Below are 24,713 nucleotides of genomic sequence, written 5' to 3' on the forward strand. Positions count from 1 at the left end.
GATTTCAGGTAGAATACCCGCTTAATTTTCCTGTCTGTTTTGGCTCATTCAAGAGGCTTGAGATCACATGCTAGTTTTGCGTGGAGCACCCGCTCTTTCTGCCTTCCGTCACGATAAACTTTTAGCTGCTTTACAGGACCTAGTTCCAGATATTACAGCACTTTATGGTGAATTTTATCATTTTGCTGATATCAAGGAGGCACTGAACGATGAAGAGCAGGATAAGCTTTCCCGCATTCTTCGTTATGGCCCCAAAGCTGAAGTAAAGCAGCCAGTTGGCTTATTGCAACTTGTGGTTCCGCGCCCAGGTACTATCTCTCCATGGTCAAGCAAGGCTACCGATATTGCCAGAAATTGCGGACTTAGCAAGATTAATCGACTTGAAAGAGGTATCGCATACTATGTCGATTCCTCGGTGGCACTGTCTCCTGAGCAGCAACAAGGGGTTGCTAAAGTCCTGCACGATCGAATGGTCGAAAGTGTACTAGAGACGATTGATGCGGCAGAAAGCTTATTTAGCCATGCACAGCCTAAGCCTTTAACAACCGTCGCTATTCTTGCGGGCGGGCGTCAGGCATTGGAGCAAGCGAACACTGAATTAGGATTAGCGCTTGCTGATGATGAGATCGACTATTTAGTGACTAGTTTTGAGGAGCTAGGGCGAGATCCTTCCGATGTTGAGCTTATGATGTTTGCGCAGGCCAACTCTGAGCACTGCCGCCACAAAATATTTAATGCTTCTTGGGATATTGATGGCGAAGCGCAAGAAAAATCTCTATTTGCCATGATTCGCAATACCAATGAGCTAGGTGGCGAGAATGTCTTGTCGGCGTACTCAGATAATGCCGCTATTATTGCTGGAAGTAAGGCGGGTCGTTTTTATCCTGACCCTAGCACTGCTGAGTATGGTGCACACCAAGAAGATATCCATATTCTTATCAAAGTTGAGACCCACAATCACCCAACCGCGATTGCACCGCACCCAGGTGCTGCTACGGGTTCTGGTGGAGAGATCCGAGATGAGGGTGCAACCGGTAAAGGTGGTAAACCTAAGGCTGGGTTAACGGGCTTTACGGTATCTGATCTGAAAATCCCGGGCTTTGTGCAGCCTTGGGAGTCCCACTACGGTAAGCCAGAGCGTATCGTATCAGCGTTAGATATTATGCTTGAAGGGCCGATCGGCGGCGCCGCGTTTAATAATGAGTTTGGTCGTCCTGCTCTATCTGGATATTTCCGTACGTTTGAGCAGAAAGTTAATGGAGCCGCAGGTGAGGAAATGCGTGGTTACCACAAGCCGATCATGATCGCTGGTGGTATGGGTAATATTCGTGCTGAGCATGTTGAAAAGGGCGAAATTAGCGTTGGTGCTAAGCTGATCTGCTTAGGTGGTCCTGCGATGTTGATTGGCTTGGGTGGTGGGGCTGCCTCCTCCATGTCTTCAGGCACGTCTTCTGAAAATTTGGATTTTGCCTCGGTGCAACGTGATAACCCTGAGCTAGAGCGTCGCTGCCAAGAAGTCATTGACCGCTGCTGGCAATTAGGTGAGCAAAACCCAATCGCTTTTATTCATGACGTAGGTGCGGGTGGATTATCCAACGCTTTCCCAGAGTTAGTGAAAGATGGTGGATGTGGCGGCCACTTTGAACTGCGCAACGTTAATAACGACGAGCCGGGTATGTCGCCTTTGGAAATCTGGTGTAACGAGGCGCAAGAGCGATATGTATTAGCTGTTAAGCCAGAAGATATGGCGCGTTTTGAGGCCTTGTGTGCGCGTGAGCGTTGCCCTTATGCGGTCGTTGGTGAAGCAACAGAAGCGCATCATTTGACGTTAGGTGATACGCATTTTGAGAATAAGCCGGTTGATTTGCCGATGAGTGTACTTTTTGGCAAACCGCCAAAGATGCACCGTTCAGTTGAGCGTATTTCGTATCAGGTACCTGAGTTTAACACGGATGAAATTCAGCTGGCAGAAGCGGTGGAGCGTGTTCTTAAATTCCCTGCAGTGGCCTCTAAATCCTTCTTGATCACTATTGGTGACCGTACTATCACGGGACAGGTTGCTCGTGACCAGATGGTAGGTCCATGGCAGGTGCCGGTTGCCGATTGTGCGATTACAACAGCAGCTTATGACACCTATGCGGGTGAAGCAATGGCGATGGGTGAGCGTACGCCGCTTGCTTTGGTGAACGCGCCAGCATCAGGGCGTATGGCTATTGGTGAAGTGCTGACTAATTTAGCATCTGCTCCCATTGCTGATATTTCAGATATTAAGCTGTCGGCTAACTGGATGTGTGCTGCGGGCCACCCCGGTGAAGATGAAAAACTGTATGACACAGTGAAAGCTGTGGGTATGGAGTTGTGTCCTGAGCTGGGTATTACCGTGCCAGTGGGTAAAGACTCCATGTCTATGCGCACTGTTTGGAATGATGCGGGTGAAGATAAAAGTGTTACGGCGCCGTTATCGCTGATTATTTCAGGTTTTGCTCCAGTAACTGATGCCCGTAAAGCTTTGACGCCACAGCTAAGAACAGATAAAGGTGATACCGATCTGATCCTGTTGGACTTGGGTAATGGTAAAAATCGTCTGGGGCTATCTGCATTGGCGCAGGTTTACAACGAGGTTGGGCAGGATGTGCCGGATGTCGATGATGCTGATCAGCTATCCGCATTCTTTGCTGCTATTCAGGAATTAAACGCACAAGGTTTACTATTGGCTTATCATGACCGCTCTGATGGTGGTTTGTTGGCTACTGTCGCAGAGATGTCATTTGCGGGTCATGTCGGCGTTGATATCAACTTGGATATGGTAGCAGCAGATGCTTCAGAGTGGTTGTCCGGCTTGTTCAATGAAGAGTTGGGTGCGGTTATTCAGGTGCAGCGTGAAAATACTGAACAGATCCTAACCGAGTTGAATGCGGCAGGTTTGGGTGAAGTGGCTATGGTGATTGGCTCTACCAATCTGGATGATGAGCTGCGTTTGCACTTTGATGATGAAGAAATCTACAGTGCTACTCGTACGCAGCTGCAGCGTTGGTGGGCAGAAACTTCCTACCGTATTCAGGCAATGCGAGATAACTCTGATTGTGCAGAGCAGGAATTTGAGCGCTTGCTGGATAAAGAAGATCCGGGCATTCAGGTTTCACTGAGTTACGATGTGAACGAAGATGTTGCAGCTTCTTTGATTGCTTCGGGTGTGCGTCCGCCAGTTGCCATCTTGCGTGAGCAGGGGGTAAACGGGCAGATTGAAATGGCTGCGGCGTTTGACCGTGCAGGTTTTAAAGCTATTGATGTACATATGAGCGATATTTTGGAAGGGCGTGTTTCGCTTGCTGATTTCAAAGGCTTAGTGGCATGTGGCGGCTTCTCTTACGGTGATGTTCTAGGTGCGGGAGAGGGGTGGGCTAAATCCATTCTCTTTAATGAGCGTGCTCGATCGCAATTCCAAGCCTTTTTTGAGCGAGAAGATACGTTTACTTTGGGCGTATGTAACGGCTGTCAGATGTTATCTAACTTGCATGAGCTGATACCGGGTTCGGATATGTGGCCACACTTTGTGCGCAACCAATCCGAGCAATTTGAAGGGCGCTTTGCAACTGTTGAGGTCCAAAAGAGCGCTTCTATTTTCCTTCAGGGGATGGAAGGTTCTCGTATGCCTATCGCTGTGGCGCATGGGGAGGGTTATGCTGAATTCTCTTCTCCAGAGCAGGTGGCTGAGGTGGACGTGTCAGGTACCGTTGCACTGAAATACGTGGATAACTACGGCCAACCAACTGAAACTTATCCTCTTAATCCGAACGGTTCCCCTGCGGGAATTACAGGCCTTACAACACCAGATGGTCGGGTCACTATTATGATGCCGCATCCAGAACGAGTTTTCCGAGCGGTTCAGAACTCATGGGCTCCAGATGAGTGGTCAGAAGATGGCGCTTGGATGCGTATGTTCCGAAATGCACGTGTATGGGTAGGGTAAGGTCTTTTTAAAAGATTGCTGCCAGTATGGTAGTCATGGAAAGGCGGCGTTAAGCCGCCTTTTTTATTGATTGTAGAATATAAAATGTAACTTGAGGGGGGGGAGCTATGAAAAAAATCTTGGAGGAAATGTTCATGGGCGTACATAGACGTAGCCCTGCTGTTGCAGGTGCACTATTTCAGGCAGACCAGCCTGCACAATATCTTCATCTTCTACTTCGTATAGGTCGTCTTTTGTGATTTGGTAGCCTTGTAAGGTATTGCCGCAAATAATAAATTGCACATCTCTCAGTCTTAACGAATCAAGGGTAATCTGTTTGGCTTGATTGTCTTTGGCATCCACAAAATACTCTATCGCTTTACCATGCACGACGACTTTTATATCAATTTGATCTTCAGGTAGTGATTGTAAGTGGTTTGAAATATTGGTCATGGTTTCAGAAATGCGCCCCTCGTCGTGATAGTTCATATGATAAACGACCTTCTGCGACTGATAATGCGAATCTGCAAAGCTTTTAATGGGTAGAGCTACCAAGCTGATTAATAGCAAAAATCGTGCGTATGAGGAAAGCATGATAAAAGATTCCGAAAAATAGATATAAAAAAGGCTGACACAAGGTCAGCCTTTTTTCAAGTCAAGAAGTTATTACTTTTTGCCAGTGATTTGAACGTCTACACGACGGTCAGCACGTAAGCAGCTGATCAGAGCAGCACCACGGCCTGAACACTGAGCAACAGGAGCTGTTTCACCTAAGTGATCAACAGTCATTTTGCTGCCATCAACACCTGCAGAGCGAAGAGCTGCTGCAACGTTTTCTGCACGACGCTTAGAAAGAGCATCGTTGTAAGCGCTAGTACCGATTGGGTCAGCGTTACCGATCAAACGGATAGAGTTAATCTGACCCATACCGTTAACGTAGTTAACGATATCAGAAACGCTGTCAACAACGGCGCTATCAAAGTCAAAGAAAACTGCAAACTTACGATCTGCAGAAGCCATGGCTGGTGCTGGAGCTGGAGCTGGAGCTGGTGTAGGAGCTGCAGCCATTTTTTTGTAACCGTCGCAACCTTCAACAGTAGCGTCTTCTTTGCTCCAGAAGCCTGTGTGCCAGCACTCGCCAAAACCAGTGCGCCATACAGTATCGGTAGAGTCTGTTACATAACCGCTATTAGTTGGATGTGCCATCGCAGCTGCAGACATGCCCATCGCGATAGCGAAACCTGCGGTCATAGCGAGCTTTTTCATGTTAGTGTCCTTGTGAATTGTGGGTTGTTGCATTCTTAGTCTTTGATGAATATACCAATATAATCCTTAACGGATGCAAAATGGCAAGTATTCACTATACAAACTAGTACCATTTTACTTGGTGTCTAGCAAGTATGGAACAGCTAGGCGACTCTTTTACTAAGAATATTTAAGGCAAAACCTTTTTATAGGGCTTAACCGTCACCTTGTCATAGACACCTGCGTCAATATAGGGATCTTTATCTGCCCATGCTTGTGCTTCATTGAGTGACGCAAACTCGGCGATAACTAAGCTGCCGGTAAAGCCAGCATTGCCTGGATCTTCTGAGTCAATGGCAGGGTGGGGCCCTGCAACCAGAAGTTTTCCTTGCTCTTTTAAGCTAACCAAACGCTCTAGGTGAGCAGGGCGCGCAGCCATTCGGGCCTCTAAAGTGCCTGGCTTGTCTTCAGCAATGATTGCATAAAACATTAACTTTCCTCCTGATCTGTCTCTTGCATGTGGCGAGACATGTAGAGCCCTTGAATGATGATAAATACGACGGTCAGTCCTAACATGCCAAAGAGTTTGAAGTTAACCCATGTCTCTTCAGAAAATTGGTAGGCTACGACCAGATTTATGATGCCAAGGAAGATGAAGAACGCAATCCATGCCATATTAAGCGTTCGCCAAACCGGTTCGGGAAGCTCAATGTTGCTGGACATGATGCGCTCCAAAATGGTTTTAGAACCAATGAACTGACTACCCAAAAAGGCAGCGGCAAACAACCAGTTAACAATGGTGGGTTTCCATTGAATAAACGTTTTATCTTGAAAGGCAACGGTTGCGCCGCCGAGAAGTATGACCATGATCAGTGTGACGAGCTGCATCTTCTCAATTTTATGTTCTTTGAGCCAAGTATACAGCATCTGTAATAGTGTGGCTGGAATCAAAACAGCAGTAGCTAGAATGATGTCGCCTGTGTATTTGTACACGCCGAAAAAAATAATTATCGGTAAAAAGTCGAGAAGTAGTTTCATAGTCGTATAATTAGTAAAAGGGTCTTAAAGTATATAGACCCTCTCCCTGTATATAAACCCGGAAATGATATGGTTGTTCATTCTTACGATTTTCATACGCATACTTCTGCATCGGATGGCATGCTTGCCCCAGCGGAGCTTTTAGAACGTGCGGCGGCTGCGGGTCTGAAATACTTGTCAATTACGGATCATGATACAGTTGGGGCGTATCACCAAGTGTCTTTGCAAGATATCCCTTCTCAGGTTTCGCTTATTTCGGGGGTAGAGTTAACGTGCCGACGAGATAAGCAAATTTTACACGTTCTAGGCCTGAATTTAGATATTACAGATCAAGCATTTGTTGACCATATTTCGGAGCTTGATCAGCTGCGTTACGCTCGGGCTAAAGCTATTGCTCATAGGCTGATTAAGCAAGGGCTGCCTGACCTGCTTGATGCGGCATTAACTTGTGCTGGAGGCGGGCAGATTGGGAGACCGCATTTTGCTCAGGCAATGACTAACGCAGGTGTGGTGCCAGATGCTTCTGCAGCTTTTAAAAAGTTTTTAGGTGCAGGAAAGCCAGGAGATGTTAAAACGCAGTGGCCAGCGCTTGAAACGGTGTTAGATATTATTAAAGGTGCCGGTGGTTTAAGCGTACTGGCGCACCCGACAAAGTACAACTTAACCTTAACGAAGGTTCGTTACTTGGTTCAATACTTTAAAGAAGCGGGAGGAGATGCGCTAGAGATTAGTTATCCTGCGGTCACACAAGATCAGCAGCGAACATTAATCGCTTTGGCGGAAAAACATCAGCTCTTAGTTTCGGCGGGAAGTGATTTTCATGATCCGGCTCATCATTGGACATCAATAGGCCGTTTTCCTGCTATGCCAAGTAACTTGTCCCATGTTTTAGATGTTATAGTAAACACCTAAATTGAATGAGGGTTTTTTGTGAGCCAATTTTTCCAAATACATCCAGATAATCCACAAAAACGCCTTATCCAGCAGGCGGTAGAGATTATTAATAAAGGTGGTGTGATTGTTTATCCAACCGATTGTGCTTATGCATTAGGGTGTCATTTAGGCGATAAAACTGCCTTGGATAAAATAAAGCGTATCCGTAAGCTTGATGATAAACATAACTTTACACTGGTTTGTAGTGACCTTAGTGAAATAGGTACATACGCAAAAGTTGATAATCAGCAATACCGGTTTTTAAAGGCGCATACGCCTGGGGCTTATACTTTTATTCTTAAAGCGACAACCGAGGTTCCGCGCAGATTATTACACCCGAAGCGACGTACAATAGGTTTAAGGATACCTGATAATAAAATTACACAAGCATTATTAAGTGAGTTAGGGGAGCCGATTATGAGCACCTCTTTAATATTGCCTGGGGAGTCTGAGCCGTTAATTGACCCCTATGAAATCAGAGACTTGTTACAGCATGAACTTGATCTGGTTATCGATGGTGGATATTGCGGAATGGAGGCTACAACAGTGGTTGCCTTGGTTGAAGATCAGCCAGAAGTTATTCGAATAGGTGCAGGTGATATATCTGCATTTGAGTAAGTGTTTTTTATTTTCTTGAAATATTAGTATTTTTGTCGATAATACTATCTGTTTTAAATAGATGATTGGGTTTTAGTAATGACAGATATAACGAAAGTGTTAATGCGTAAAAACTCTCTTCGTAAACAGTGCCAAGAGTTGTCAGTAGCAGAAGTGGAAAAAATCATTGCTGACCTTTCGGATATACTGCAGGAAAAGATTGCTGACGAGCAGGCAAGAATCGAAGCGGATCGTGAGAAAAATGAGAAAATTGAGTTGATCCGTAAAATGATGCAGGAAGCAGATTTAGGCTTCGAAGATATAAAAGATATGGTGGCTTCTGCGCCTAAGAAAAAAGTAGAGGCTAAGTACTCTATTGTTGATGCAGCAGGGGAAGAGCATTTCTGGTCTGGTCGAGGAAGAACACCAGTTGTTTTCCAACAGTATTTTGAACAGCACGGTGTAGATAAAGAAGCCTGCCTAATTAAGTAGAGTTAGTTGGCTGTATAATCGAAAGCTCTCCGCTTATGTGGGGGGCTTTTTTATTTTTTAAAAGGTGGCGTCACATGTCTGATGAAAAGTTACAAAAAGTGTTGGCGCGCTCCGGATATGGCTCACGTCGTGAGATGGAGCGTTGGGTTGATGAAGGTCGGGTTTCGGTAAACGGAGCGCGGGCTAAGCTAGGCGATCGTGTAGGAAGAAATGATAAAATCGAAATTGATGGACATGCTGCGAAAATTGTTACTGAAAACGAAAGTCAGCGACGTGTTCTGATATATAACAAACCCATCGGTGAAGTGTCGACTCGTCATGATCCTGAAGGGCGTTCTACGGTTTATGATCATTTGCCCCCCTTAAAGCAAGGTCGTTGGATTGCTATTGGTCGGTTGGATATTAATACCAGTGGTTTGCTGATCTTTACAACAGATGGACAGCTGGCTAACTTGATGATGCACCCTTCTGCGAATATTGATCGTGAATATGCTGTTCGTGTTCTGGGTAATGTAACAGAAGAGATGATCAAAACGCTTAAAGAGGGTGTTTTGTTAGAGGATGGCATGGCTCGTTTTACTGATGTTCAGTATTTTGATGGCGAAGGTGCAAATAAGTGGTTCCACTGTGTGGTGATGGAAGGTCGTAACCGTGAAGTGCGTCGCTTATGGGAGTCTCAGGGAGTCCAGGTTAGTCGTCTTAAACGCGTGCGTTATGGCTCGATCTTTTTACCGAGTGATGTGAAAGCAGGCACATGGAAAGAGCTGACTCATAAAGAGATTAAAGTGCTTTCTAATATGCTGGGTTTAGAGCAGAAGAAACCGGTTAAAATGAAGCCGTTAGAGAAAGCAAAATATGAACGCAAATATAAGCGTCAGCAAATTCGCCAGTCGGTTGGGCCGAAAAAGCGTCGTGAAGATTAAAGCTTCGTTGGTTTAGTGAGTGTGTAATAGCGAAAACGCAGCGATTATGCTGCGTTTTTTGTATCTTGATGTTAAGCGTTATAACTTTTTAGGATAGATGCCTTGGGCGTCTAGCGATTGACCGTTAATGTCTTTGCTGTCCGGACCCATCAAGTAAAGGTATAAGGGCATAATGCTTGCTGGCTCTGGGTTGTTCTCGGGTTGCTCCGCAGGGTATGCATAGGCGCGCATGTTGGTGCGTGTTGCGCCGGGATTGATGCAGTTGGTGCGAATGTTGGTAGTATTTTCAAGTTCATCAGCCAATATCTGCATCATGCCTTCGGTTGCAAATTTGGAGACGCTGTAGGCTCCCCAATAAGCCCTACCTGCTCGACCAACGCCGGAAGATGTAAAGATGATGGAGGCATCTTCTGAGCGGCGCAGCAGAGGCATGAGATTCTGTGTCAGAATAAAGGCTGCATTGACGTTCACCTGCATCACTTGTTGCCAAATAATGGGGTCGTAAGACTCAAGGGGTGTGCGTACCCCTAAAATTCCTGCATTGTGTAGCAGTCCGTCGATACGGCCGAACTCATTCTCTAATATGTTGGTTAATTCTATATAGTCATGCTCGGTGGCGGTTTCAAGATTCAGCGGGACTATAGCAGGCTGTGGGCCACCAAGGGCTTCTATTTCATCGTATACTGCATCCAGTTTAGCGGCGGTTTTGCCGATTAGAATGACGGTTGCGCCGTGGGATGCATAGCTAAGTGCAGCGGCTCGTCCAATGCCATCGCCGGCACCGGTAACTAGGATGATTCGATTTTCCAGTAAGTTAGTAGGTGCCGTATATTCGAACATAAATCTATCCTTTAAGCGTGTGTGGCTAGTGAGAGGTTGCTCTCAATAATTTGGCTGATGTCAGTAATGTGGTTTATATAATGGTCGGATTGCCAGCAAGAGGGATCATCGCTCTGGCTGATATAACCGTAAAGCGCAGATACGGTTGTCATGTGAGCGTTTTGGCCTGCTTCAATATCACGTTTGTGATCGCCAACATAAATGCATCGTGTGGGTGCTACCCGAAGAGCATCGCAAGCATAGTATAGGGCTTCAGGGTCGGGTTTAACGTTTTTAACCTGCTCTGGGCAAACGAGAATGCCGCATCTTGAGGTGAGGTTAAGGCTTTCGAGAATGGGTGCAGCAAATTTCTCTGATTTGTTTGTGACGACACCCCAAGGGATACTGAGTGTTTCTAGTTGGGTTAATAGTGCATGGGTGCCCGGGAATAGTTGACTATCAATGCATGGGTTGTCTGCGTAGAGGTTTAGCATGCGCTGTTGCAGTTCGAGTATTTTCTCATGTTCGCGTGGTAGTTGAAGTGCGTTAGACAGCATGGCTTTAGCGCCTTCTGACACAACTTGCCTTAGTTGTTGGAAAGGCGGTGGAGACAGCCCCTCTTCTTGCATCAGGAGCGAAATGATACGGTAGAAGTCGGGTGCTGAATCCAGAAGGGTCCCGTCTAAATCAAACAGAATGGCGTCAATGGGTTTGGTTGTGGTCATTACTTAGGCTTCGTGGTGGCGACCATGTAGTTTACATCGACGTCATCGCTGTTTAAGCGGTATTGCTTCGTTAAGGGATTGTAAGTCATGCCTGTGATGTCTGTTACCTTTAATCCCGCTTCGCGAATCCATTGAGCTAATTCTGATGGGCGAATAAACTTTTTAAAATCATGTGTGCCTTGAGGTACCAGCTTAAGGAGCTGTTCTGCACCAAGAATAGCGAATAGGTAGCTTTTGGGGTTTCGGTTAAGTGTTGAGAAAAAGACGGTACCGCCTGGCTTAACCATCGTTGCGCACGCTTGAATCACTGAGGCTGGGTCGGGTACGTGCTCCAGCATCTCCATGCAGGTGACGACATCGAAGGCTTCTGGGTGTTCTGCGGCCATATCTTCCGCGGTTGTTTGCTGGTATGCCACTGAAACGCCGCTTTCAAGGCCGTGAAGCTTGGCGACCTTAAGTGGCGCTGCTCCCATATCAATACCAGTGACTTCAGCGCCACGTTGAGCCATTGACTCAGAAAGTATTCCACCACCACAGCCTACGTCGATCACCTTTTTCTCCGCTAGTTTAGCGTAGCGGTCAATGTAGCCGACCCTTAATGGGTTGATGTCATGCAGCGGCTTGAATTCGCTGTTTCGGTCCCACCAACGGCTGGCCAGTTCTTCGAATTTGGCAATTTCGGTTGGATCTATGTTTGCTGAAGAAGTGTGGTCAGTCATGATAAGTGAGATCTTTAGGCTAATTTGTGATCCATTTTAGCACCGAGGCCTCGCCTAAAACAGTCAATGCAAGGTATTCATTTTGCGGGAATCTTTTATAAATCTTGTGGTATACTCGTCCGGTTAAAAAAAAGGGCCTCGATCAGGGGGTCTTTTAGCAGACCGAATAAGGAAAGCTTGTATACATGGGTGATTTAGCCAAAGAGATTTTGCCGGTCAATATTGAAGATGAGATGAAACAGTCTTATCTCGATTATGCCATGAGTGTCATCGTTGGTCGTGCATTGCCGGATGTGCGAGATGGTTTAAAGCCGGTTCATCGCCGAGTTTTATTTGCGATGAGCGAACTCAATAACGATTGGAATAAGCCATATAAGAAATCGGCGCGTGTGGTGGGTGATGTAATAGGTAAATACCACCCTCACGGAGATAGCGCGGTTTACGATACGATTGTTCGTATGGCGCAGGATTTTTCGATGCGTTATACCTTGGTGGATGGCCAAGGTAACTTTGGTTCGGTAGACGGCGACTCCGCTGCGGCGATGCGTTATACCGAAATCCGCATGGATAAAATCTCCCATGAATTATTGGCAGATTTAGATAAAGAAACGGTTGATTACGTACCTAACTATGATGGTACGGAACAGATTCCTGATGTCCTGCCGACCCGAGTGCCTAACCTGCTGGTAAACGGCTCCTCAGGGATTGCTGTCGGTATGGCAACGAATATTCCGCCTCACAACCTGCGCGAAGTGATCAGTGGCTGTCTTGCCTTGATTGAAACTCCGACGCTGTCTGTTGATGAGTTGATGGAGTTTATTCCAGGGCCTGACTTCCCGACCGGCGCGATCATTAATGGTCGCGCGGGTATCTTGATGGCCTATCGCACCGGCCGCGGACGTATCTATATCCGCTCCAAGTACCATGTAGAAGAGGATGGGAAAGGCCGCGCTGCTATCATCGTTACTGAAATTCCTTACCAGCTTAATAAGGCGCGCTTAATTGAGAAGATCGCGGAGCTGGTTAAAGAGAAGAAGCTCGAAGGGATCAGTGAGCTGCGTGATGAATCTGATAAAGATGGTATGCGTATCGTCATTGAGCTACGCCGTGGCGAAGTTCCTGATGTAATTGCCAACAATCTATTTGCTCAAACGCAAATGGAAGGCGTTTTTGGTATTAACGTTGTTGCGTTGGTAGATGGTCAGCCCAAGATTCTTAACTTAAAAGAGTTGCTTGAAAACTTCATTCGTCACCGTCGCGAAGTAGTAACGCGCCGTACCGTTTATGAGTTACGTAAAGCGCGTGAGCGAGGCCATGTACTTGAAGGCCTAGCGATTGCCTTAGCGAATATTGACCCTGTCATTGAAATGATCAAGCAGTCGGCAACACCAGCGGATGCAAAAGAGCGCCTGATTGCTACAGCGTGGGCTCCAGGTTCGGTTGTCGATATGCTGGAGCGTGCAGGTGAAAATGCGTGTCGTCCTGATGATCTGGATCCTCAGTTTGGTATGCGTGAAGGTAAATATTACTTATCACCTGTGCAGGCTCAAGCGATCCTTGATCTACGTTTGCATCGTCTGACCGGGTTAGAGCATGAAAAGTTAATCGCTGAATATCAGGACCTACTGGTTAAGATTGCAGAGTTGTTAGAAATTCTGGGTTCTTACACGCGACTGATGGAAGTGATTCGAGGTGAGCTGGAAGCGATTTCCGAAGAGTATGGTGATGATCGACGTACTGAGATTATCGCATCTCGCCAAGATCTCACGGTTGCCGATTTGATTACCGAAGAGGATATGGTGGTTACCATCTCCCACGGTGGATATGCCAAGACGCAACCTCTGTCTGATTACCAATCGCAGCGTCGTGGTGGTAAAGGCAAATCTGTGACCGCCGTTAAGGATGAAGACTTTGTCGAGCATCTATTAATTGCCAGCACACACGACACGATTCTCTGCTTTACCAATAAAGGTAAAGTTTACTGGTTGAAGGTTTACGAAATACCGCAGGCAAGTCGAGCCGCTCGTGGCCGCCCGATTGTGAATATCTTGCCTTTGGATGAAGGAGAGAGAATCTCCACCATACTTCCAGTCAATGAGTACAGTGAAGACCGTTATGTTTTCATGGCTACCTCTAACGGTATTGTGAAGAAAACATCGTTGGCAAACTTCTCTCGACCAAGAACCAGCGGGTTGATTGCTGTTGATTTGTTGGATGATGACGCATTGATCGGTGCTGCGATCACGGAAGGTGCGGATGATATACTTCTGGTAACGAGCATAGGCAAAGTCGCACGTTTCCATGAAGGCGATGTACGTCCAATGGGACGAACTGCGCGAGGGGTTAAGGGCGTTACATTGAAGGCTGGCGCGCGAGTAATCTCCCTGATTATTCCTGCTGAAGGCGGTAAAGTGTTAACGGCTTCTGAACGTGGCTACGGAAAACAAACGCCGGTTGAAGAGTTCCCTTGTAAAGGGCGAGGCAACCAAGGTGTTATCGGTATGCAATGTACAGAACGTAACGGCAACCTTGCCGGGGCGGTGCAGGTATTCGATGGTGATGATGTCATGCTGATCAGTGATCAGGGCACCATGGTTCGTACCCGTACATCCGAAATATCGGTACTTGGGCGAAATACTCAGGGTGTAACCTTGATTCGTGTAGCTGGAGATGAAAATCTGGTTAGTTTAGCGCGTATTGAGGAGCCTGAAGAGGATGAGCATGACGATGAGCTGCTGACAGAGCAGCCGGAAAATGCTTCCGATTCAGAATAAATAAAGTGCGGCCACAGGCCGCATTTTCTGTTTGAGCTTGATTTGATAGTAAAGAGAACAGCTAATAATGAGCCGTAAGTTTAATTTCAGTGCTGGGCCGGCTGCATTGCCGGAAGAGGTTTTAGCTCAAGCAAGAGATGAAATGCTTGATTGGCATGGCACGGGCCTTTCCATCATGGAAATGAGTCATCGTAGTGATGAGTATGTCTCGGTAGCCCAGCAGGCAGAGCAGGACCTGCGGGATCTGATGGCAATCCCAAACAATTACAAAGTATTGTTTCTGCAAGGTGGCGCTACGAGTCAGTTCTCGATGGTTCCCCTAAATTTGTTACGCGGGAAAACATCTGCCGATTTCATCAATACGGGCGTTTGGTCAAAAAAAGCCATTGCTGAAGCGAAGCGTTACTGCAACGTAAATATTGCAGCTTCAACTGAAGCGAATAACTTTAGTTCAGCCCCTACTCAGCAAGAACTCACACTCAGTAGTGAGGCCGCTTACGTACATTACACGCCTAATGAAACCATTGGTGGTGTTGAGTTTGATTACGTACCCGAAACGAATGGCGTCCCGCTGGTTGCGGATATGTCTTCTAATATCTTGTCGCGCCCTATAGATGTATCGAAGTTCGGCTTGATCTATGCTGGTGCGCAGAAAAACATTGGCCCTGCAGGCCTGACGGTCGTTATTGTTCGTGATGATCTACTTGGCGAGACCTTACCCGGTACGCCGACGATGTTTGATTATGCCGTACATGCTGCAGCTGACTCGATGAATAACACACCACCAACCTTTGGTTGGTATCTGGCGGGGTTGATTTTTCAATGGCTCAAGCGCCAAGGAGGCGTTGAAGCTATCTCAGCTATGAACCAGCGTAAAGCTGAGAAATTGTATGCGGCAATTGATGCCAGTGAGTTTTACGCAAACCCTGTTGCGATAGCCAATCGTTCTTGGATGAATATACCCTTTACACTGGCAGATGCTGCTTTGGATAAGGTATTTATTCAAGAGGCGGATCAGGCAGGCTTGCTTAACCTGCAAGGGCATCGCTCGGTAGGTGGAATGCGTGCCAGTATCTACAATGCTGTGCCAGAGGCAGCAGTTGATGCGCTGACCGAGTTTATGGCGCACTTTGAGAAGACTCGCGGTTAGAGGAAAGGGGCTTTAGATGACCGAGCAAGAACAGGCGCTTAAGGTACTTCGAGACCAAATTGACAGCATTGATCAGCAAATACATCGGCTCCTGAATGAGCGCGCTAAATGTGCGCAACAGGTAGCCGAAGTCAAACAGAAGTATCAGGGTGAACAAGATGCGGTATTTTATCGCCCTGAACGAGAAGCGCAGGTGCTGCGGCGAGTCATGGAACGCAATGAGGGGCCGCTCCCTGATAAAGAGGTAGCCCGTTTATTCCGCGAAATTATGTCGGTCTGTTTAGCGCTAGAAAAACCCATGCGTGTTGCTTTTTTGGGCCCTGAAGGAACCTTTACTCAGCAAGCAGCGCTGAAACACTTCGGTCACTCAGCCGATAGCGCCCCCATGAACACACTGGATCAGGTGTTTCGTGAGGTCGAAGCTGGGGCTGCTCATTACGGCGTTGTCCCGATTGAAAACTCGACTGAAGGGATGGCAACCCATACGCTCGACCTATTTAAGCGCTTTAACTTACGTATTTGTGGTGAGTTAGAATTGCCTATTCATCACCACTTACTTGTTAAAGATAGTGCAGAGCCTGTCATTAAGCGTATTTATGCGCATCAAGAGTCCTTTGCCCAGTGTCGTAGTTGGCTTGAAGCGCATTACCCGGATGTAGAACATTGCTTTGTTAATTCTAATGGCGAAGGCGCTAAGAGAGCATCTGAAGACCCGCAAAGCGCAGCGATAGCTGGCGAGATGGCAGTGGAGCTTTATCAGCTGGATGTATTAGAGCGGAATATTGAAGATCAACCGGATAACAGTACACGCTTTCTAATTTTGAGTAATCAGGAAGTTGGCCCAAGTGGCGATGATAAAACATCGATTTTGATGTGTGCTCGCGATAAACCCGGCGCTCTTTATAGCTTACTCGAACCTTTTCATCGACATGGCATTAGTTTGACACGTATAGAGACGCGTCCAGCAGGCCAGGGCGGGTGGAGTTATATGTTTTACATTGACTTTGAGGGCCATGCGGACGAGCCTGCTGTTCAAAAGGTATTAGAAGAGTTGGAATCCAGTTCGGTTGAGCTTAAGTTATTGGGGTCATACCCTAAAGCGGTACTATAAAAATAATAACGAGTACAAATGAAGTCTCTATTCTTTGATTATGGCTCCTGCAGGAGCCTTACATTGTGAGTTTTTCTGTGAATCGTGTTCTAGTGATTGGCCTTGGGCTAATAGGTGGCTCCCTAGCAAAAGCGCTTAAAAATAAACGGTTTGGCTATATACAGGCCTACGATCGCGATTCGGAAGAGTTGCAACAAGGTGTTGATTTAGGCGTTATTGATGAGGCGTGCTCCTCTCTGGAGGACGGGGTTAAAACTGCTGATATTATCGTGCTGGCAGTACCTGTCAAAGCGACGGAGGCTGTCTTAAAAGCGATCCAGCCTCACTTGCGTGAAAATACTATTATTACCGATGTGGGTAGCACTAAAGGCAACGTCATTTCGGCTGCTAAGTCTGTATTTGGGCAGGTACCGCCGACGTTTATTCCAGGGCACCCTATTGCAGGCTCTGAAAAGAGTGGTGTTGCAGCGGCTGATGAGCAGCTCTTTTATAAGCACAAGGTAATTATTACACCTTTAGAAAGTTCTGACCCCATCGCCACGCAAACCGTTGCCAGAATGTGGCAATTCACCGGTGCAGAAGTGTTACAAATGGGAGTGAGCCGCCACGATGAAGTGTTGGCTGCAACTAGCCATCTTCCCCACATATTAGCCTTTTCATTGGTGGATACGCTGGCAAAAGAGCAGGACAGCACTGAGATATTCCGTTATGCAGCAGGCGGCTTTCGGGACTTTACGCGTATTGCAGCGTCAGACCCTACCATGTGGCACGATGTTTGTTTAGCTAACAAAGCTGAAATCCTCAATCAAATCGATAACTTCTCTCAAGGTCTTGCGCAGTTGAGGGAAGCGATTGAAAATGAAAATACACCCGCGATGCTCGGAGTGTTTACGCGCGCTAAAGCGGCGAGAGAGCACTTTAGTAAAATGCTATCGGGTACTGCCTATTCACAAAAACATCACACAGGTCGCGTAACCTTCCATGTCCGCTCCGGTGGGATAGTGAATGGGCATATACGCGTGCCCGGTGATAAGTCTATTTCACATCGAGCGGTCATGCTGGGTGCAATAGCGGATGGGGTTACCCATATCAATGGATTTCTCGAAAGTGAAGATAGCCTGGCAACCGTTCAAGCTTTTCGCGACATGGGTGTTGTCATTGAGGGACCTCATGTTGGGCGGGTGAAAATTTATGGTGTTGGGCTTCACGGTTTATGCGCGCCACCTGGCCCGCTCTATGTAGGTAATTCCGCAACCAGTATGCGTTTATTATGTGGTCTGTTAGCGGCACAGTCTTTCGATAGTTGTTTGGTCGGCGATGCGTCACTCTCGAAAAGGCCAATGGATCGGATTGCGATACCTTTGCGCAATATGGGCGCTGAAATTGTAACCTCCGAAGGAGGCGTGCCGCCCATCAACATCAAAGGAAAGCGTCGTTTGAGCGCTATTAACTACGAGATGCCTCTTGCGAGTGCCCAAGTGAAATCGGGCCTATTACTTGCCGCTTTATATGCAAAAGGTGAAAGTGTGATTGTGGAACCTGCGGTAACACGGGACCATACAGAAAGAATGATGGCACAGTTTGGTATTACGCTTCAGCAGACAGGTAGTCGCATTCAGGTTCAACCGCCACAACGCTTGCTTAACCGGCAGATTGATATTCCCGCAGATATCTCTTCGGCTGCTTTTTTTATTCTGGCAGGTGTGATCACACCGGATTCTGATATCACCATCGAACGTGTCGGCGTTAACCCTAGCCGAGCAGGTATTCTAGAGATTTTAAGCCTAATGGGGGCTGATATATCTCTTGAAAACCCAACTGAACTCTGTGGTGAGCCAGTTGCAGATATTAGGGTGCGGTATGCCCCTCTTCAGGGTATTACTATCCCTGAGCATCTAGTTTCAATCTCCATGGATGAGTTTCCTGCCATCTTTATTGCTGCAGCCTCCGCTTCAGGTAAAACGAAAATTCATGGTATTGGGGAACTAAGGTACAAAGAAAGTGATCGTATCGAGGCAATGATGGAAGGCCTGCAACGAATGGGGATCGAGATTTCAGTCGATAACGACAATGTTGAAATCACGGGAGGAAGGTTCTCAGGTGGTCGCATTCAGAGTTATGAAGATCATAGAATCGCTATGGCATTTGCAATTGCAGGTACGCAAGCTAGTAGTGAAGTAGTGATTGAGGCTTGTAATCAGATAGCAACGTCATTTCCCGAGTTTTTGGAAGTTGCTCAGAAAGCAGGATTGCGCATACATAAGGAGGAGACGAATGTCTCATAGCAATAGAAGTGTTTCCGTTATTACTGTAGATGGACCGAGTGGATCGGGTAAAGGAACTGTCTGCAGGTTATTGGCTGAAGCATTGGGATGGAACCTGCTTGATAGTGGCGCTCTATATCGTTTGACAGCATTAGCCGCCAGCCATCACGGTGTTGCGATGGATAATGAAGAAGCGCTGGTGGTTTTGGCTGCACACTTAGATGTACAGTTCAATGTCAATGAGGGTGAAGAGGATGTACAAATCATCCTCGAAGGAGAGGAAGTCACTCAGGCGATTCGTTCGGAATCGGTGGGCAATGATGCCTCTGTCGTAGCCGCACTAGGGGCAGTACGCAAGGCGCTTTTAGAAAGACAAAGAGCGTTTGCCGAAGTTCCAGGATTGATCGCGGATGGCCGAGATATGGGTACCGTCGTCTTTCCAGAAGCGGCCCTGAAAGTTTATTTAGATGCTAGTGTCGAAGAGCGTGCGCGTCGAAGATATAACCAGTTGATAAATAAGGGGCTCGATGCTAGCCTTGAAACTATATTGGCGGACTTGCAAGCTCGCGATGCACGTGATAAGAACAGGAGTGTAGCGCCTCTCAAGCCCGCAGACGATGCTGTCATACTGGATTCAACCATTATGACAATTGAAGAAGTGCTGGATGCAATCCTAGAGGAAGCGCGCCACAGGGGATTGCGCTAATAGAAGCAACACGCGTTGCGAGGATGGTTGGATTATGAGCGAAAGTTTTGCTGATCTCTTCGAAGAGAGTCTGCAAGAGTTGAATATGGCACCCGGCTCTATCGTTACAGGGACGGTTGTTGGAATTGAAAATGATTTTGTCATTGTCAATGCAGGACTCAAGTCAGAAGGTGTTATTCCGCTGGAACAGTTTAGGGATGACAATGGCGAGTTAACCGTCTCGATTGGAGATGAGGTCAAAGTATCGCTAGAAAGTGTAGAAGATGGTTACGGCTCTACACAGCTCTCACGAGAAAAAGCGAAACGCGCAGAAGCTTGGATTGTTCTCGAGTCCGCATTTGAAAACGGTGAAATCATTAAAGGCGAGATCACCGGTAAGGTTCGTGGCGGCTTTACTGTGAATTTAGGAACCGTACAGGCATTTTTGCCTGGTTCGTTGCTGGATATTCGTCCGCTACGGGATAGCGCTCACCTCGAAGGTAAAGAGCTGGAGTTTAAATTAGTTAAACTTGATCCAAAGCGGAACAACATTGTTGTTTCTCGTCGAGCAGTACTTGAAGAACTTAACAGTGCTGATCGTGACAAGCTGCTGGAAACACTGGATGAAGGCGTTGTTCTCAAAGGTATCGTGAAAAATATCACTGACTATGGTGCCTTTATTGATCTTGGTGGCATTGATGGCCTACTGCATATCACTGATATTGCTTGGAAGCGCGTTAAACACCCAAGCGAAGTGTTGACAGTTGGTGATGAAATTGACGTTAAAGTACTCAAATATGACCGTGAGCGTACGCGTGTATCTTTAGGCATCAAGCAGTTGATGGCTGATCCTTGGGAGGCGACAGTCGGTAAATTCCAAGTGGGTGACAAAACCACAGCTCGGGTGACTAACCTTACGGAATATGGCTGTTTTGCCCAAATCTCAGAAGGCATTGAAGGGCTTGTACACGTTTCTGAAATGGACTGGACGAACAAAAATGTTCATCCGTCTAAAGTCGTCCAGATTGGCCAAGAAATTGAAGTAATGCTCTTGGATATTGATCTTGAACGCCGTCGCATTTCCCTGGGTATGAAACAGTGCGTACAAAACCCATGGGACGCCTTTGCTGCCAAGCATCACAAAGGTGATAAATTAACAGGAAAAATAAAGTCGATTACTGACTTTGGTGTCTTTGTCGGCCTTGAAGGTAACATAGATGGCTTGGTCCATTTATCTGACCTGTCATGGGATCTTCCTGGCGAGGAGGCTGTAAAAGCCTTTAATAAAGGGGATCAGGTAGAAACGGTTATACTGTCCATTGATGTGGAACGTGAACGTATCGCCTTGAGTATCAAACAACTGAATAGTGATCCTTTTAGTGAATATGTCTCTGCCAACGGTAAAGGTACTATTGTAAAAGGTGAAGTAACGTCAGTAGACAGTAAACAGGCCGCTGTTATGCTCGCTGAAGGCGTCGAAGCAACGTTGCGCGTGGCTGATTTTGCACGCGAACGGACGGATGATCTTTCAACGAAATTGAGCGTAGGCGATTCTGTTGAAGCTGTTATCACACAGGTTGATAGTAAAAATCGCAGTATTTTGTTGTCTATTAAACAGATGGAATTACAACAAGAGAAAGCAGCGCTGCAATCTGTGAAACAGCAAACCGTTGAAGCTTCAGGTCCGACAACGATTGGTGACCTGATCAAGCAACAGATGAGCAAAAAGGACTCCTGATCCGGAGGCGCCGATGGGCGCCTTTTATTTCCGGTAAAGTCAGGGCACAGAGTGGCTGGAATTGCGGAGAAAGCAACATGACGAAATCAGAACTAATAGAGCATCTGATCGACCGGCATCCTGAACTTTCTGTCAAAGATGTCGAACTGGCCGTTAAGGCTATGTTGGATCATATGACCGAAGCCTTATCGAATGGGGATCGTATCGAAATTCGGGGGTTTGGTAGTTTTTCTCTGCATTATCGTGCGCCAAGAATTGGCCGAAACCCTAAAACGGGAGATTCGGTTACCTTGTCGGCAAAGTATGTGCCCCACTTCAAGCCGGGTAAAGATTTAAGAGAGCAAGTGAATGAGAGTATCAATAAAGGGTACTGATCGATTTAACCCTTTGGAGGCAAAATAGTGCGCTGGTTAAAAATGTTTATTTTACTGTTGCTATCAGTTGTCATACTGATGGTCGGCATTATGTTTGCGATACATAATACCGATAAAGTGGCGATTGATTTAGTTTTCGTACAACTACCTCAGGCTAGTTTATCGTTATGGCTAATTGCTGCATTTGTTATCGGTGGGATATGTGGATTCTTGCTCAGTACAATAGCGGTTGTAGCGCTTAAAACTCAGCTTATGAGTAGCCGCCGCAAGATTCAAACAACGAGTAAAGAACTTGATCAATTAAGGACAGCCGCGCTGAAAGACGCCGTTTAAAATGATCGATATATGGGCGATTGTTGCCCTTCTTCTCTCCCTTGCTTTAGGTTGGATTCTAGGGCGGGGGATGGCTAAACCTAAGCGTCATATGTACTCTCAACAATCTCTGAGTAGGGATTATTTTGTTGGTTTGGATCATCTACTCAATGAGAATACGGATGAGGCAATCGAAAGTTTTATTCGTGCGCTCGAAGTTAACAGCGAAACGATTCCTGCCCATTTAGCCCTAGCTAAACTCTTCCGCCGTAAAGGCGATGTGCAACGAGCTATTAACATTCATCAAACGCTTTTGGCTCGTCCCGATCTATCTAGACCTGACTCGTTGCGTATTCAGATGGCCCTGGCGATTGACTATGACGCATTAGGCCTGCTGGATAGGGCAGAAAACCTGCTAATTGATATTATTAAGCAGAACCCCCCTCGAAGCATTCGGAAAAAAACACTCACTTTACTAACGCGCTTGTACGAGAAAGAGGGCGAGTGGCAACAAGCCCTAGACACTGCTGCGAAATTAGGGTCAGATCATAGCGATGAATTGTGGCATGACTTAGCGCATTACTGTTGTGAACTAGCAGAAAAAAGTTTGCTAAAGCAGGACTATAAAAGCGCTACAACCTTTCTGAAGCAAAGTCTCGGATTTGATGCTAAATGTGTAAGAAGCTCTTTCTTGCAAGCTAAGATGGCGATGCAGCAACAGCAATGGAAAAGTGCTGTGAAAGCTTTACGGCAGGTAGAAGAGCAAGACCCGCTTTTTATTTCCGAAACGATTGAAGATCTTCGCCAATGCTACATGGCTTTGCATACGCCGCAGGAGTATGAACATTACTTAAGACAGTGTTTGGCTAAAGCACCCTCAGCCACCGTCATTCTTGCGCTGGCTGATGCAGTTATGGAAAATCGTGGTGTATATGCAGCAGGCGCTTTTATTACAGATGAATTAAAATACCGCCCCTCCATTAAAGGCTTCAATCGCCTTATTGATTTACATATTGAGCACGGTAGTGAAAGTGCAGTAGATAGCCTGAAAGTGTTACGTAGCCTGACAGGAACACTTGAAATGAGTAAGCCTCGTTACCTCTGTGGGCATTGTGGCTTTTCTGCTAAATCGCTGGTGTGGCAGTGCCCATCCTGTAAAAAGTGGGGTTCAAGTCGTCCAATACAGGGGCTTGAAGGGGAATGAATATAAAGAGAGAGAACAGAACGTGATAACTGATAGAAAGCGCATAATCGTCGCACTTGACTACCCGACTACAGAGCAAGCCATCGCGATGGCTCAGCAGTTAGACCCTGCCCGCTGCCGTCTGAAAGTGGGTAAAGAACTGTTCACACGCGGTGGGCCAGCCATTGTTGAAACGCTTCAAAAAGCGGGCTTTGAGGTTTTTCTTGACCTTAAGTTTCATGATATCCCAAATACAACCGCCAAAGCGGTACGTGCAGCGGGTGAGTTGGGTGTTTGGATGGTTAATGTGCATGCATCCGGTGGGCGGCGCATGATGGAGATGGCGCGAAACGAGCTTTCACAGGTACAGAATCATAACACCTTACTGATTGCGGTGACTGTCTTAACCAGCATGGAGAGAGCAGATCTTGCGGAAGTTGGTTTAGATATTGAACCATTGGAGCATGTTAAGCGTCTAGCGGCGCTTACAGAGTCGTGCGGATTAGATGGTGTTGTATGCTCCGCACAAGAAGTCTCCCCTTTGCGCAGTGTTATCTCAGATCGTTTTAGTTTAGTAACGCCAGGGATTCGCCCCGCTGAAAGTGCCGCCGGTGATCAACGCCGAATTATGACACCTGAGCAGGCATTAGCTGCAGGTAGCACTTACTTGGTTATTGGGCGACCCATCACTCAAGCTGAGAATCCGCTCAAATCGCTGGAATCGATTGAGCAGAGCATTGCTGCTTTGGTATAGCCTTGTTAAAAACGTGCGCTTATAGAACGAAGAAGAGTGTCGCTGGGATAAAAATCAAGCTACCCATATTACCTAGCAAGACAATTGACGCGACCTGATGGGGTTCCTGCTGATAGCGTTCTGAGACCATGTAGTTGAGAACCGCAGGAGGCAGAGCCCCAAATAGCACCAAGTAGGTAAAGTGCAGGGGCTCCAGATTGAGTAAGGGTTGCAGTGCCAAGGCAATTGCCAATCCGCTCAGTGGGCACAAGATAGCCCCCCACAACCCGATTTTCCAGTTACTGAAATCTACACTAGTCATACGTACGCCAAGTGCAAATAACATCAGTGGGATAGATATTTGGCCTAGCATCTCAATAAAGGTAGCCACGGCAGGCGGCACGCTTAAGTGAAAACCTGACCAAACCAATCCGGCAATGGTTGCCAAAATCATAGGCATTTTCAGTACGTTTAATGGGTTCGTTTTATGGTCAAGAATATACAAGCCGACGGTAAAATGGAGTAAGTTTTCTACCAAAAAGAGAACAACGGCAGCTGGTAGCGCTGCTTCTCCGAAGGCGAGAACGGCGAGTGGTAATCCCAGATTGCCGCTATTACTAAACATCATGGGGGGAAGAAAAGTTTTAGGGCTAATCTTTAGAAGCTTGCAGACAGGAAAGAGTAGCAGCCCTGATCCTAGCACAATGATGGCAGCACCAATCGCTAGCATCTCATATTTTGGAAGATCAAAGGATTTGGCCGATAAAACCGAGAAAATCAGTGCCGGTACAAACACATCAATGTTGATAGCGTTTGCCGTCGACATATCGGTATGGCGCTTTTTTGCATAAAAATAGCCCACACTGACAATAGCAACCAACGGAAAAACCGTTAGAAAAATGCGTTCCATCAAAGCCAGTGTGGTGCTTTCCATATAATTTGTCGCTTA

The 24,713-nt window shown here is 46.7% G+C and carries 23 protein-coding genes; 15 read left to right on the forward strand and 8 right to left on the reverse strand.

Annotated features, from left to right (window positions below; genetic code table 11):
• Nucleotides 1-67 precede the first annotated feature (67 nt).
• Entirely contained in the window at nt 68-3,970 is a 3,903-nt protein-coding gene (purL, locus tag F0U83_RS04105) for a phosphoribosylformylglycinamidine synthase (protein ID WP_138988971.1), read from the forward strand.
• A 132-nt stretch (nt 3,971-4,102) separates the two neighbouring features.
• Here the strand turns inward: purL and F0U83_RS04110 are convergent, their stop codons facing one another.
• The 4 genes from F0U83_RS04110 to F0U83_RS04125 form a co-directional block, all read right to left on the reverse strand.
• On the reverse strand, nt 4,103-4,543 hold the full coding sequence (locus F0U83_RS04110) for a DsrE family protein (RefSeq protein WP_138988970.1): 441 nt from the start codon (nt 4,541-4,543) through the stop codon (nt 4,103-4,105).
• A 72-nt stretch (nt 4,544-4,615) separates the two neighbouring features.
• On the reverse strand, nt 4,616-5,215 hold the full coding sequence (locus tag F0U83_RS04115) for an OmpA family protein (RefSeq protein ID WP_138988969.1): 600 nt from the start codon (nt 5,213-5,215) through the stop codon (nt 4,616-4,618).
• A gap of 169 nt (nt 5,216-5,384) precedes the next feature.
• Complete coding sequence (locus F0U83_RS04120; protein ID WP_138988968.1) at nt 5,385-5,684, reverse strand: YciI family protein; 300 nt, start codon at nt 5,682-5,684, stop codon at nt 5,385-5,387.
• Nucleotides 5,684-6,232 carry a septation protein A gene (locus F0U83_RS04125; protein ID WP_138988967.1) on the reverse strand — a complete coding sequence of 183 codons (549 nt, stop codon included), beginning with the start codon at nt 6,230-6,232 and terminating at the stop codon, nt 5,684-5,686. The genes F0U83_RS04120 and F0U83_RS04125 overlap by 1 nt, the downstream gene beginning before the upstream one ends.
• A gap of 69 nt (nt 6,233-6,301) precedes the next feature.
• On the opposite strand from F0U83_RS04125, the gene F0U83_RS04130 reads away from it, so the two are divergent.
• From F0U83_RS04130 to rluB, 4 genes are all read left to right on the forward strand, one after another.
• Complete coding sequence (locus F0U83_RS04130) at nt 6,302-7,144, forward strand: PHP domain-containing protein (RefSeq protein WP_138988966.1); 843 nt, start codon at nt 6,302-6,304, stop codon at nt 7,142-7,144.
• 18 nt (nt 7,145-7,162) lie between these two features.
• Nucleotides 7,163-7,783 carry an L-threonylcarbamoyladenylate synthase gene (locus F0U83_RS04135; RefSeq protein ID WP_138988965.1) on the forward strand — a complete coding sequence of 207 codons (621 nt, stop codon included), beginning with the start codon at nt 7,163-7,165 and terminating at the stop codon, nt 7,781-7,783.
• Nucleotides 7,784-7,861: 78 nt separating this feature from the next.
• Nucleotides 7,862-8,254 (forward strand): H-NS histone family protein, encoded by a 393-nt coding sequence (locus F0U83_RS04140; protein WP_138988964.1) that lies wholly within the window; start codon nt 7,862-7,864, stop codon nt 8,252-8,254.
• A 74-nt stretch (nt 8,255-8,328) separates the two neighbouring features.
• Nucleotides 8,329-9,177, forward strand: a complete 849-nt coding sequence (rluB, locus tag F0U83_RS04145; RefSeq protein WP_138988963.1) for a 23S rRNA pseudouridine(2605) synthase RluB — start codon at nt 8,329-8,331, stop codon at nt 9,175-9,177.
• A gap of 78 nt (nt 9,178-9,255) precedes the next feature.
• On the opposite strand, the gene F0U83_RS04150 is transcribed toward rluB, so the two are convergent.
• From F0U83_RS04150 to ubiG, 3 genes are read right to left on the reverse strand one after another with little or no spacing between them, the layout of a single operon-like run.
• On the reverse strand, nt 9,256-10,017 hold the full coding sequence (locus tag F0U83_RS04150) for a YciK family oxidoreductase (RefSeq protein WP_138988962.1): 762 nt from the start codon (nt 10,015-10,017) through the stop codon (nt 9,256-9,258).
• A gap of 11 nt (nt 10,018-10,028) precedes the next feature.
• Nucleotides 10,029-10,721: an HAD family hydrolase gene (locus F0U83_RS04155; protein ID WP_138988961.1), complete on the reverse strand. Its 693-nt coding sequence runs from the start codon at nt 10,719-10,721 to the stop codon at nt 10,029-10,031.
• Nucleotides 10,721-11,440 carry a bifunctional 2-polyprenyl-6-hydroxyphenol methylase/3-demethylubiquinol 3-O-methyltransferase UbiG gene (gene ubiG / locus F0U83_RS04160; protein ID WP_138988960.1) on the reverse strand — a complete coding sequence of 240 codons (720 nt, stop codon included), beginning with the start codon at nt 11,438-11,440 and terminating at the stop codon, nt 10,721-10,723. The genes F0U83_RS04155 and ubiG overlap by 1 nt, the downstream gene beginning before the upstream one ends.
• A 185-nt stretch (nt 11,441-11,625) precedes the next feature.
• On the opposite strand from ubiG, the gene gyrA reads away from it, so the two are divergent.
• The 10 genes from gyrA (at nt 11,626) to pyrF (ending at nt 23,785) form a co-directional block, all read left to right on the forward strand.
• Nucleotides 11,626-14,214, forward strand: a complete 2,589-nt coding sequence (gene gyrA / locus F0U83_RS04165) for a DNA gyrase subunit A (protein WP_138988959.1) — start codon at nt 11,626-11,628, stop codon at nt 14,212-14,214.
• A gap of 67 nt (nt 14,215-14,281) precedes the next feature.
• Entirely contained in the window at nt 14,282-15,364 is a 1,083-nt protein-coding gene (gene serC / locus F0U83_RS04170) for a 3-phosphoserine/phosphohydroxythreonine transaminase (protein ID WP_138988958.1), read from the forward strand.
• Nucleotides 15,365-15,380: 16 nt separating this feature from the next.
• A complete protein-coding gene (gene pheA / locus F0U83_RS04175) occupies nt 15,381-16,475 on the forward strand; it encodes a prephenate dehydratase (protein WP_138988957.1) in 1,095 nt (364 codons plus the stop codon).
• Nucleotides 16,476-16,540: 65 nt separating this feature from the next.
• Entirely contained in the window at nt 16,541-18,760 is a 2,220-nt protein-coding gene (locus tag F0U83_RS04180; RefSeq protein WP_138988956.1) for a bifunctional prephenate dehydrogenase/3-phosphoshikimate 1-carboxyvinyltransferase, read from the forward strand.
• A complete protein-coding gene (cmk, locus tag F0U83_RS04185; RefSeq protein ID WP_138988955.1) occupies nt 18,750-19,445 on the forward strand; it encodes a (d)CMP kinase in 696 nt (231 codons plus the stop codon). The genes F0U83_RS04180 and cmk overlap by 11 nt, the downstream gene beginning before the upstream one ends.
• A 34-nt stretch (nt 19,446-19,479) precedes the next feature.
• On the forward strand, nt 19,480-21,162 hold the full coding sequence (rpsA, locus tag F0U83_RS04190; protein ID WP_138988954.1) for a 30S ribosomal protein S1: 1,683 nt from the start codon (nt 19,480-19,482) through the stop codon (nt 21,160-21,162).
• Between the two features lie 77 nt (nt 21,163-21,239).
• Nucleotides 21,240-21,536 (forward strand): integration host factor subunit beta, encoded by a 297-nt coding sequence (locus F0U83_RS04195; protein WP_138988953.1) that lies wholly within the window; start codon nt 21,240-21,242, stop codon nt 21,534-21,536.
• Between the two features lie 27 nt (nt 21,537-21,563).
• Nucleotides 21,564-21,869 carry a lipopolysaccharide assembly protein LapA domain-containing protein gene (locus tag F0U83_RS04200; RefSeq protein WP_138988952.1) on the forward strand — a complete coding sequence of 102 codons (306 nt, stop codon included), beginning with the start codon at nt 21,564-21,566 and terminating at the stop codon, nt 21,867-21,869.
• 1 nt (nt 21,870) lies between these two features.
• Nucleotides 21,871-23,052 (forward strand): lipopolysaccharide assembly protein LapB, encoded by a 1,182-nt coding sequence (lapB, locus tag F0U83_RS04205; RefSeq protein ID WP_138988951.1) that lies wholly within the window; start codon nt 21,871-21,873, stop codon nt 23,050-23,052.
• 25 nt (nt 23,053-23,077) lie between these two features.
• On the forward strand, nt 23,078-23,785 hold the full coding sequence (gene pyrF, locus F0U83_RS04210; RefSeq protein ID WP_138988990.1) for an orotidine-5'-phosphate decarboxylase: 708 nt from the start codon (nt 23,078-23,080) through the stop codon (nt 23,783-23,785).
• Nucleotides 23,786-23,804: 19 nt separating this feature from the next.
• Here pyrF and F0U83_RS04215 read toward each other — a convergent pair whose 3' ends face one another.
• Nucleotides 23,805-24,698 (reverse strand): AEC family transporter, encoded by an 894-nt coding sequence (locus tag F0U83_RS04215; protein WP_138988950.1) that lies wholly within the window; start codon nt 24,696-24,698, stop codon nt 23,805-23,807.
• Between the last annotated feature and the right edge of the window lie 15 nt (nt 24,699-24,713).

This window comes from Neptunomonas concharum (genome assembly GCF_008630635.1).
GTDB lineage: Bacteria > Pseudomonadota > Gammaproteobacteria > Pseudomonadales > Balneatricaceae > Neptunomonas > Neptunomonas concharum.

What these genes read in the sequence shown, in the direction of transcription:
- F0U83_RS04140 (WP_138988964.1), top strand. Translation starts at nt 7,862, where the DNA reads ATGACAGATATAACGAAAGTGTTAATGCGTAAAAACTCTCTTCGTAAA.
- F0U83_RS04195 (WP_138988953.1), top strand. Translation starts at nt 21,240, where the DNA reads ATGACGAAATCAGAACTAATAGAGCATCTGATCGACCGGCATCCTGAA.
- rpsA (WP_138988954.1), top strand. Translation starts at nt 19,480, where the DNA reads ATGAGCGAAAGTTTTGCTGATCTCTTCGAAGAGAGTCTGCAAGAGTTG.
- purL (WP_138988971.1), top strand. Translation starts at nt 68, where the DNA reads ATGCTAGTTTTGCGTGGAGCACCCGCTCTTTCTGCCTTCCGTCACGAT.
- F0U83_RS04125 (WP_138988967.1), bottom strand. Translation starts at nt 6,232, where the DNA reads ATGAAACTACTTCTCGACTTTTTACCGATAATTATTTTTTTCGGCGTG.
- F0U83_RS04150 (WP_138988962.1), bottom strand. Translation starts at nt 10,017, where the DNA reads ATGTTCGAATATACGGCACCTACTAACTTACTGGAAAATCGAATCATC.
- F0U83_RS04130 (WP_138988966.1), top strand. Translation starts at nt 6,302, where the DNA reads ATGGTTGTTCATTCTTACGATTTTCATACGCATACTTCTGCATCGGAT.
- F0U83_RS04120 (WP_138988968.1), bottom strand. Translation starts at nt 5,684, where the DNA reads ATGTTTTATGCAATCATTGCTGAAGACAAGCCAGGCACTTTAGAGGCC.
- rluB (WP_138988963.1), top strand. Translation starts at nt 8,329, where the DNA reads ATGTCTGATGAAAAGTTACAAAAAGTGTTGGCGCGCTCCGGATATGGC.
- F0U83_RS04115 (WP_138988969.1), bottom strand. Translation starts at nt 5,215, where the DNA reads ATGAAAAAGCTCGCTATGACCGCAGGTTTCGCTATCGCGATGGGCATG.
- serC (WP_138988958.1), top strand. Translation starts at nt 14,282, where the DNA reads ATGAGCCGTAAGTTTAATTTCAGTGCTGGGCCGGCTGCATTGCCGGAA.
- gyrA (WP_138988959.1), top strand. Translation starts at nt 11,626, where the DNA reads ATGGGTGATTTAGCCAAAGAGATTTTGCCGGTCAATATTGAAGATGAG.
- F0U83_RS04215 (WP_138988950.1), bottom strand. Translation starts at nt 24,698, where the DNA reads ATGGAAAGCACCACACTGGCTTTGATGGAACGCATTTTTCTAACGGTT.
- cmk (WP_138988955.1), top strand. Translation starts at nt 18,750, where the DNA reads ATGTCTCATAGCAATAGAAGTGTTTCCGTTATTACTGTAGATGGACCG.
- ubiG (WP_138988960.1), bottom strand. Translation starts at nt 11,440, where the DNA reads ATGACTGACCACACTTCTTCAGCAAACATAGATCCAACCGAAATTGCC.
- pheA (WP_138988957.1), top strand. Translation starts at nt 15,381, where the DNA reads ATGACCGAGCAAGAACAGGCGCTTAAGGTACTTCGAGACCAAATTGAC.
- lapB (WP_138988951.1), top strand. Translation starts at nt 21,871, where the DNA reads ATGATCGATATATGGGCGATTGTTGCCCTTCTTCTCTCCCTTGCTTTA.
- F0U83_RS04155 (WP_138988961.1), bottom strand. Translation starts at nt 10,721, where the DNA reads ATGACCACAACCAAACCCATTGACGCCATTCTGTTTGATTTAGACGGG.
- F0U83_RS04110 (WP_138988970.1), bottom strand. Translation starts at nt 4,543, where the DNA reads ATGCTTTCCTCATACGCACGATTTTTGCTATTAATCAGCTTGGTAGCT.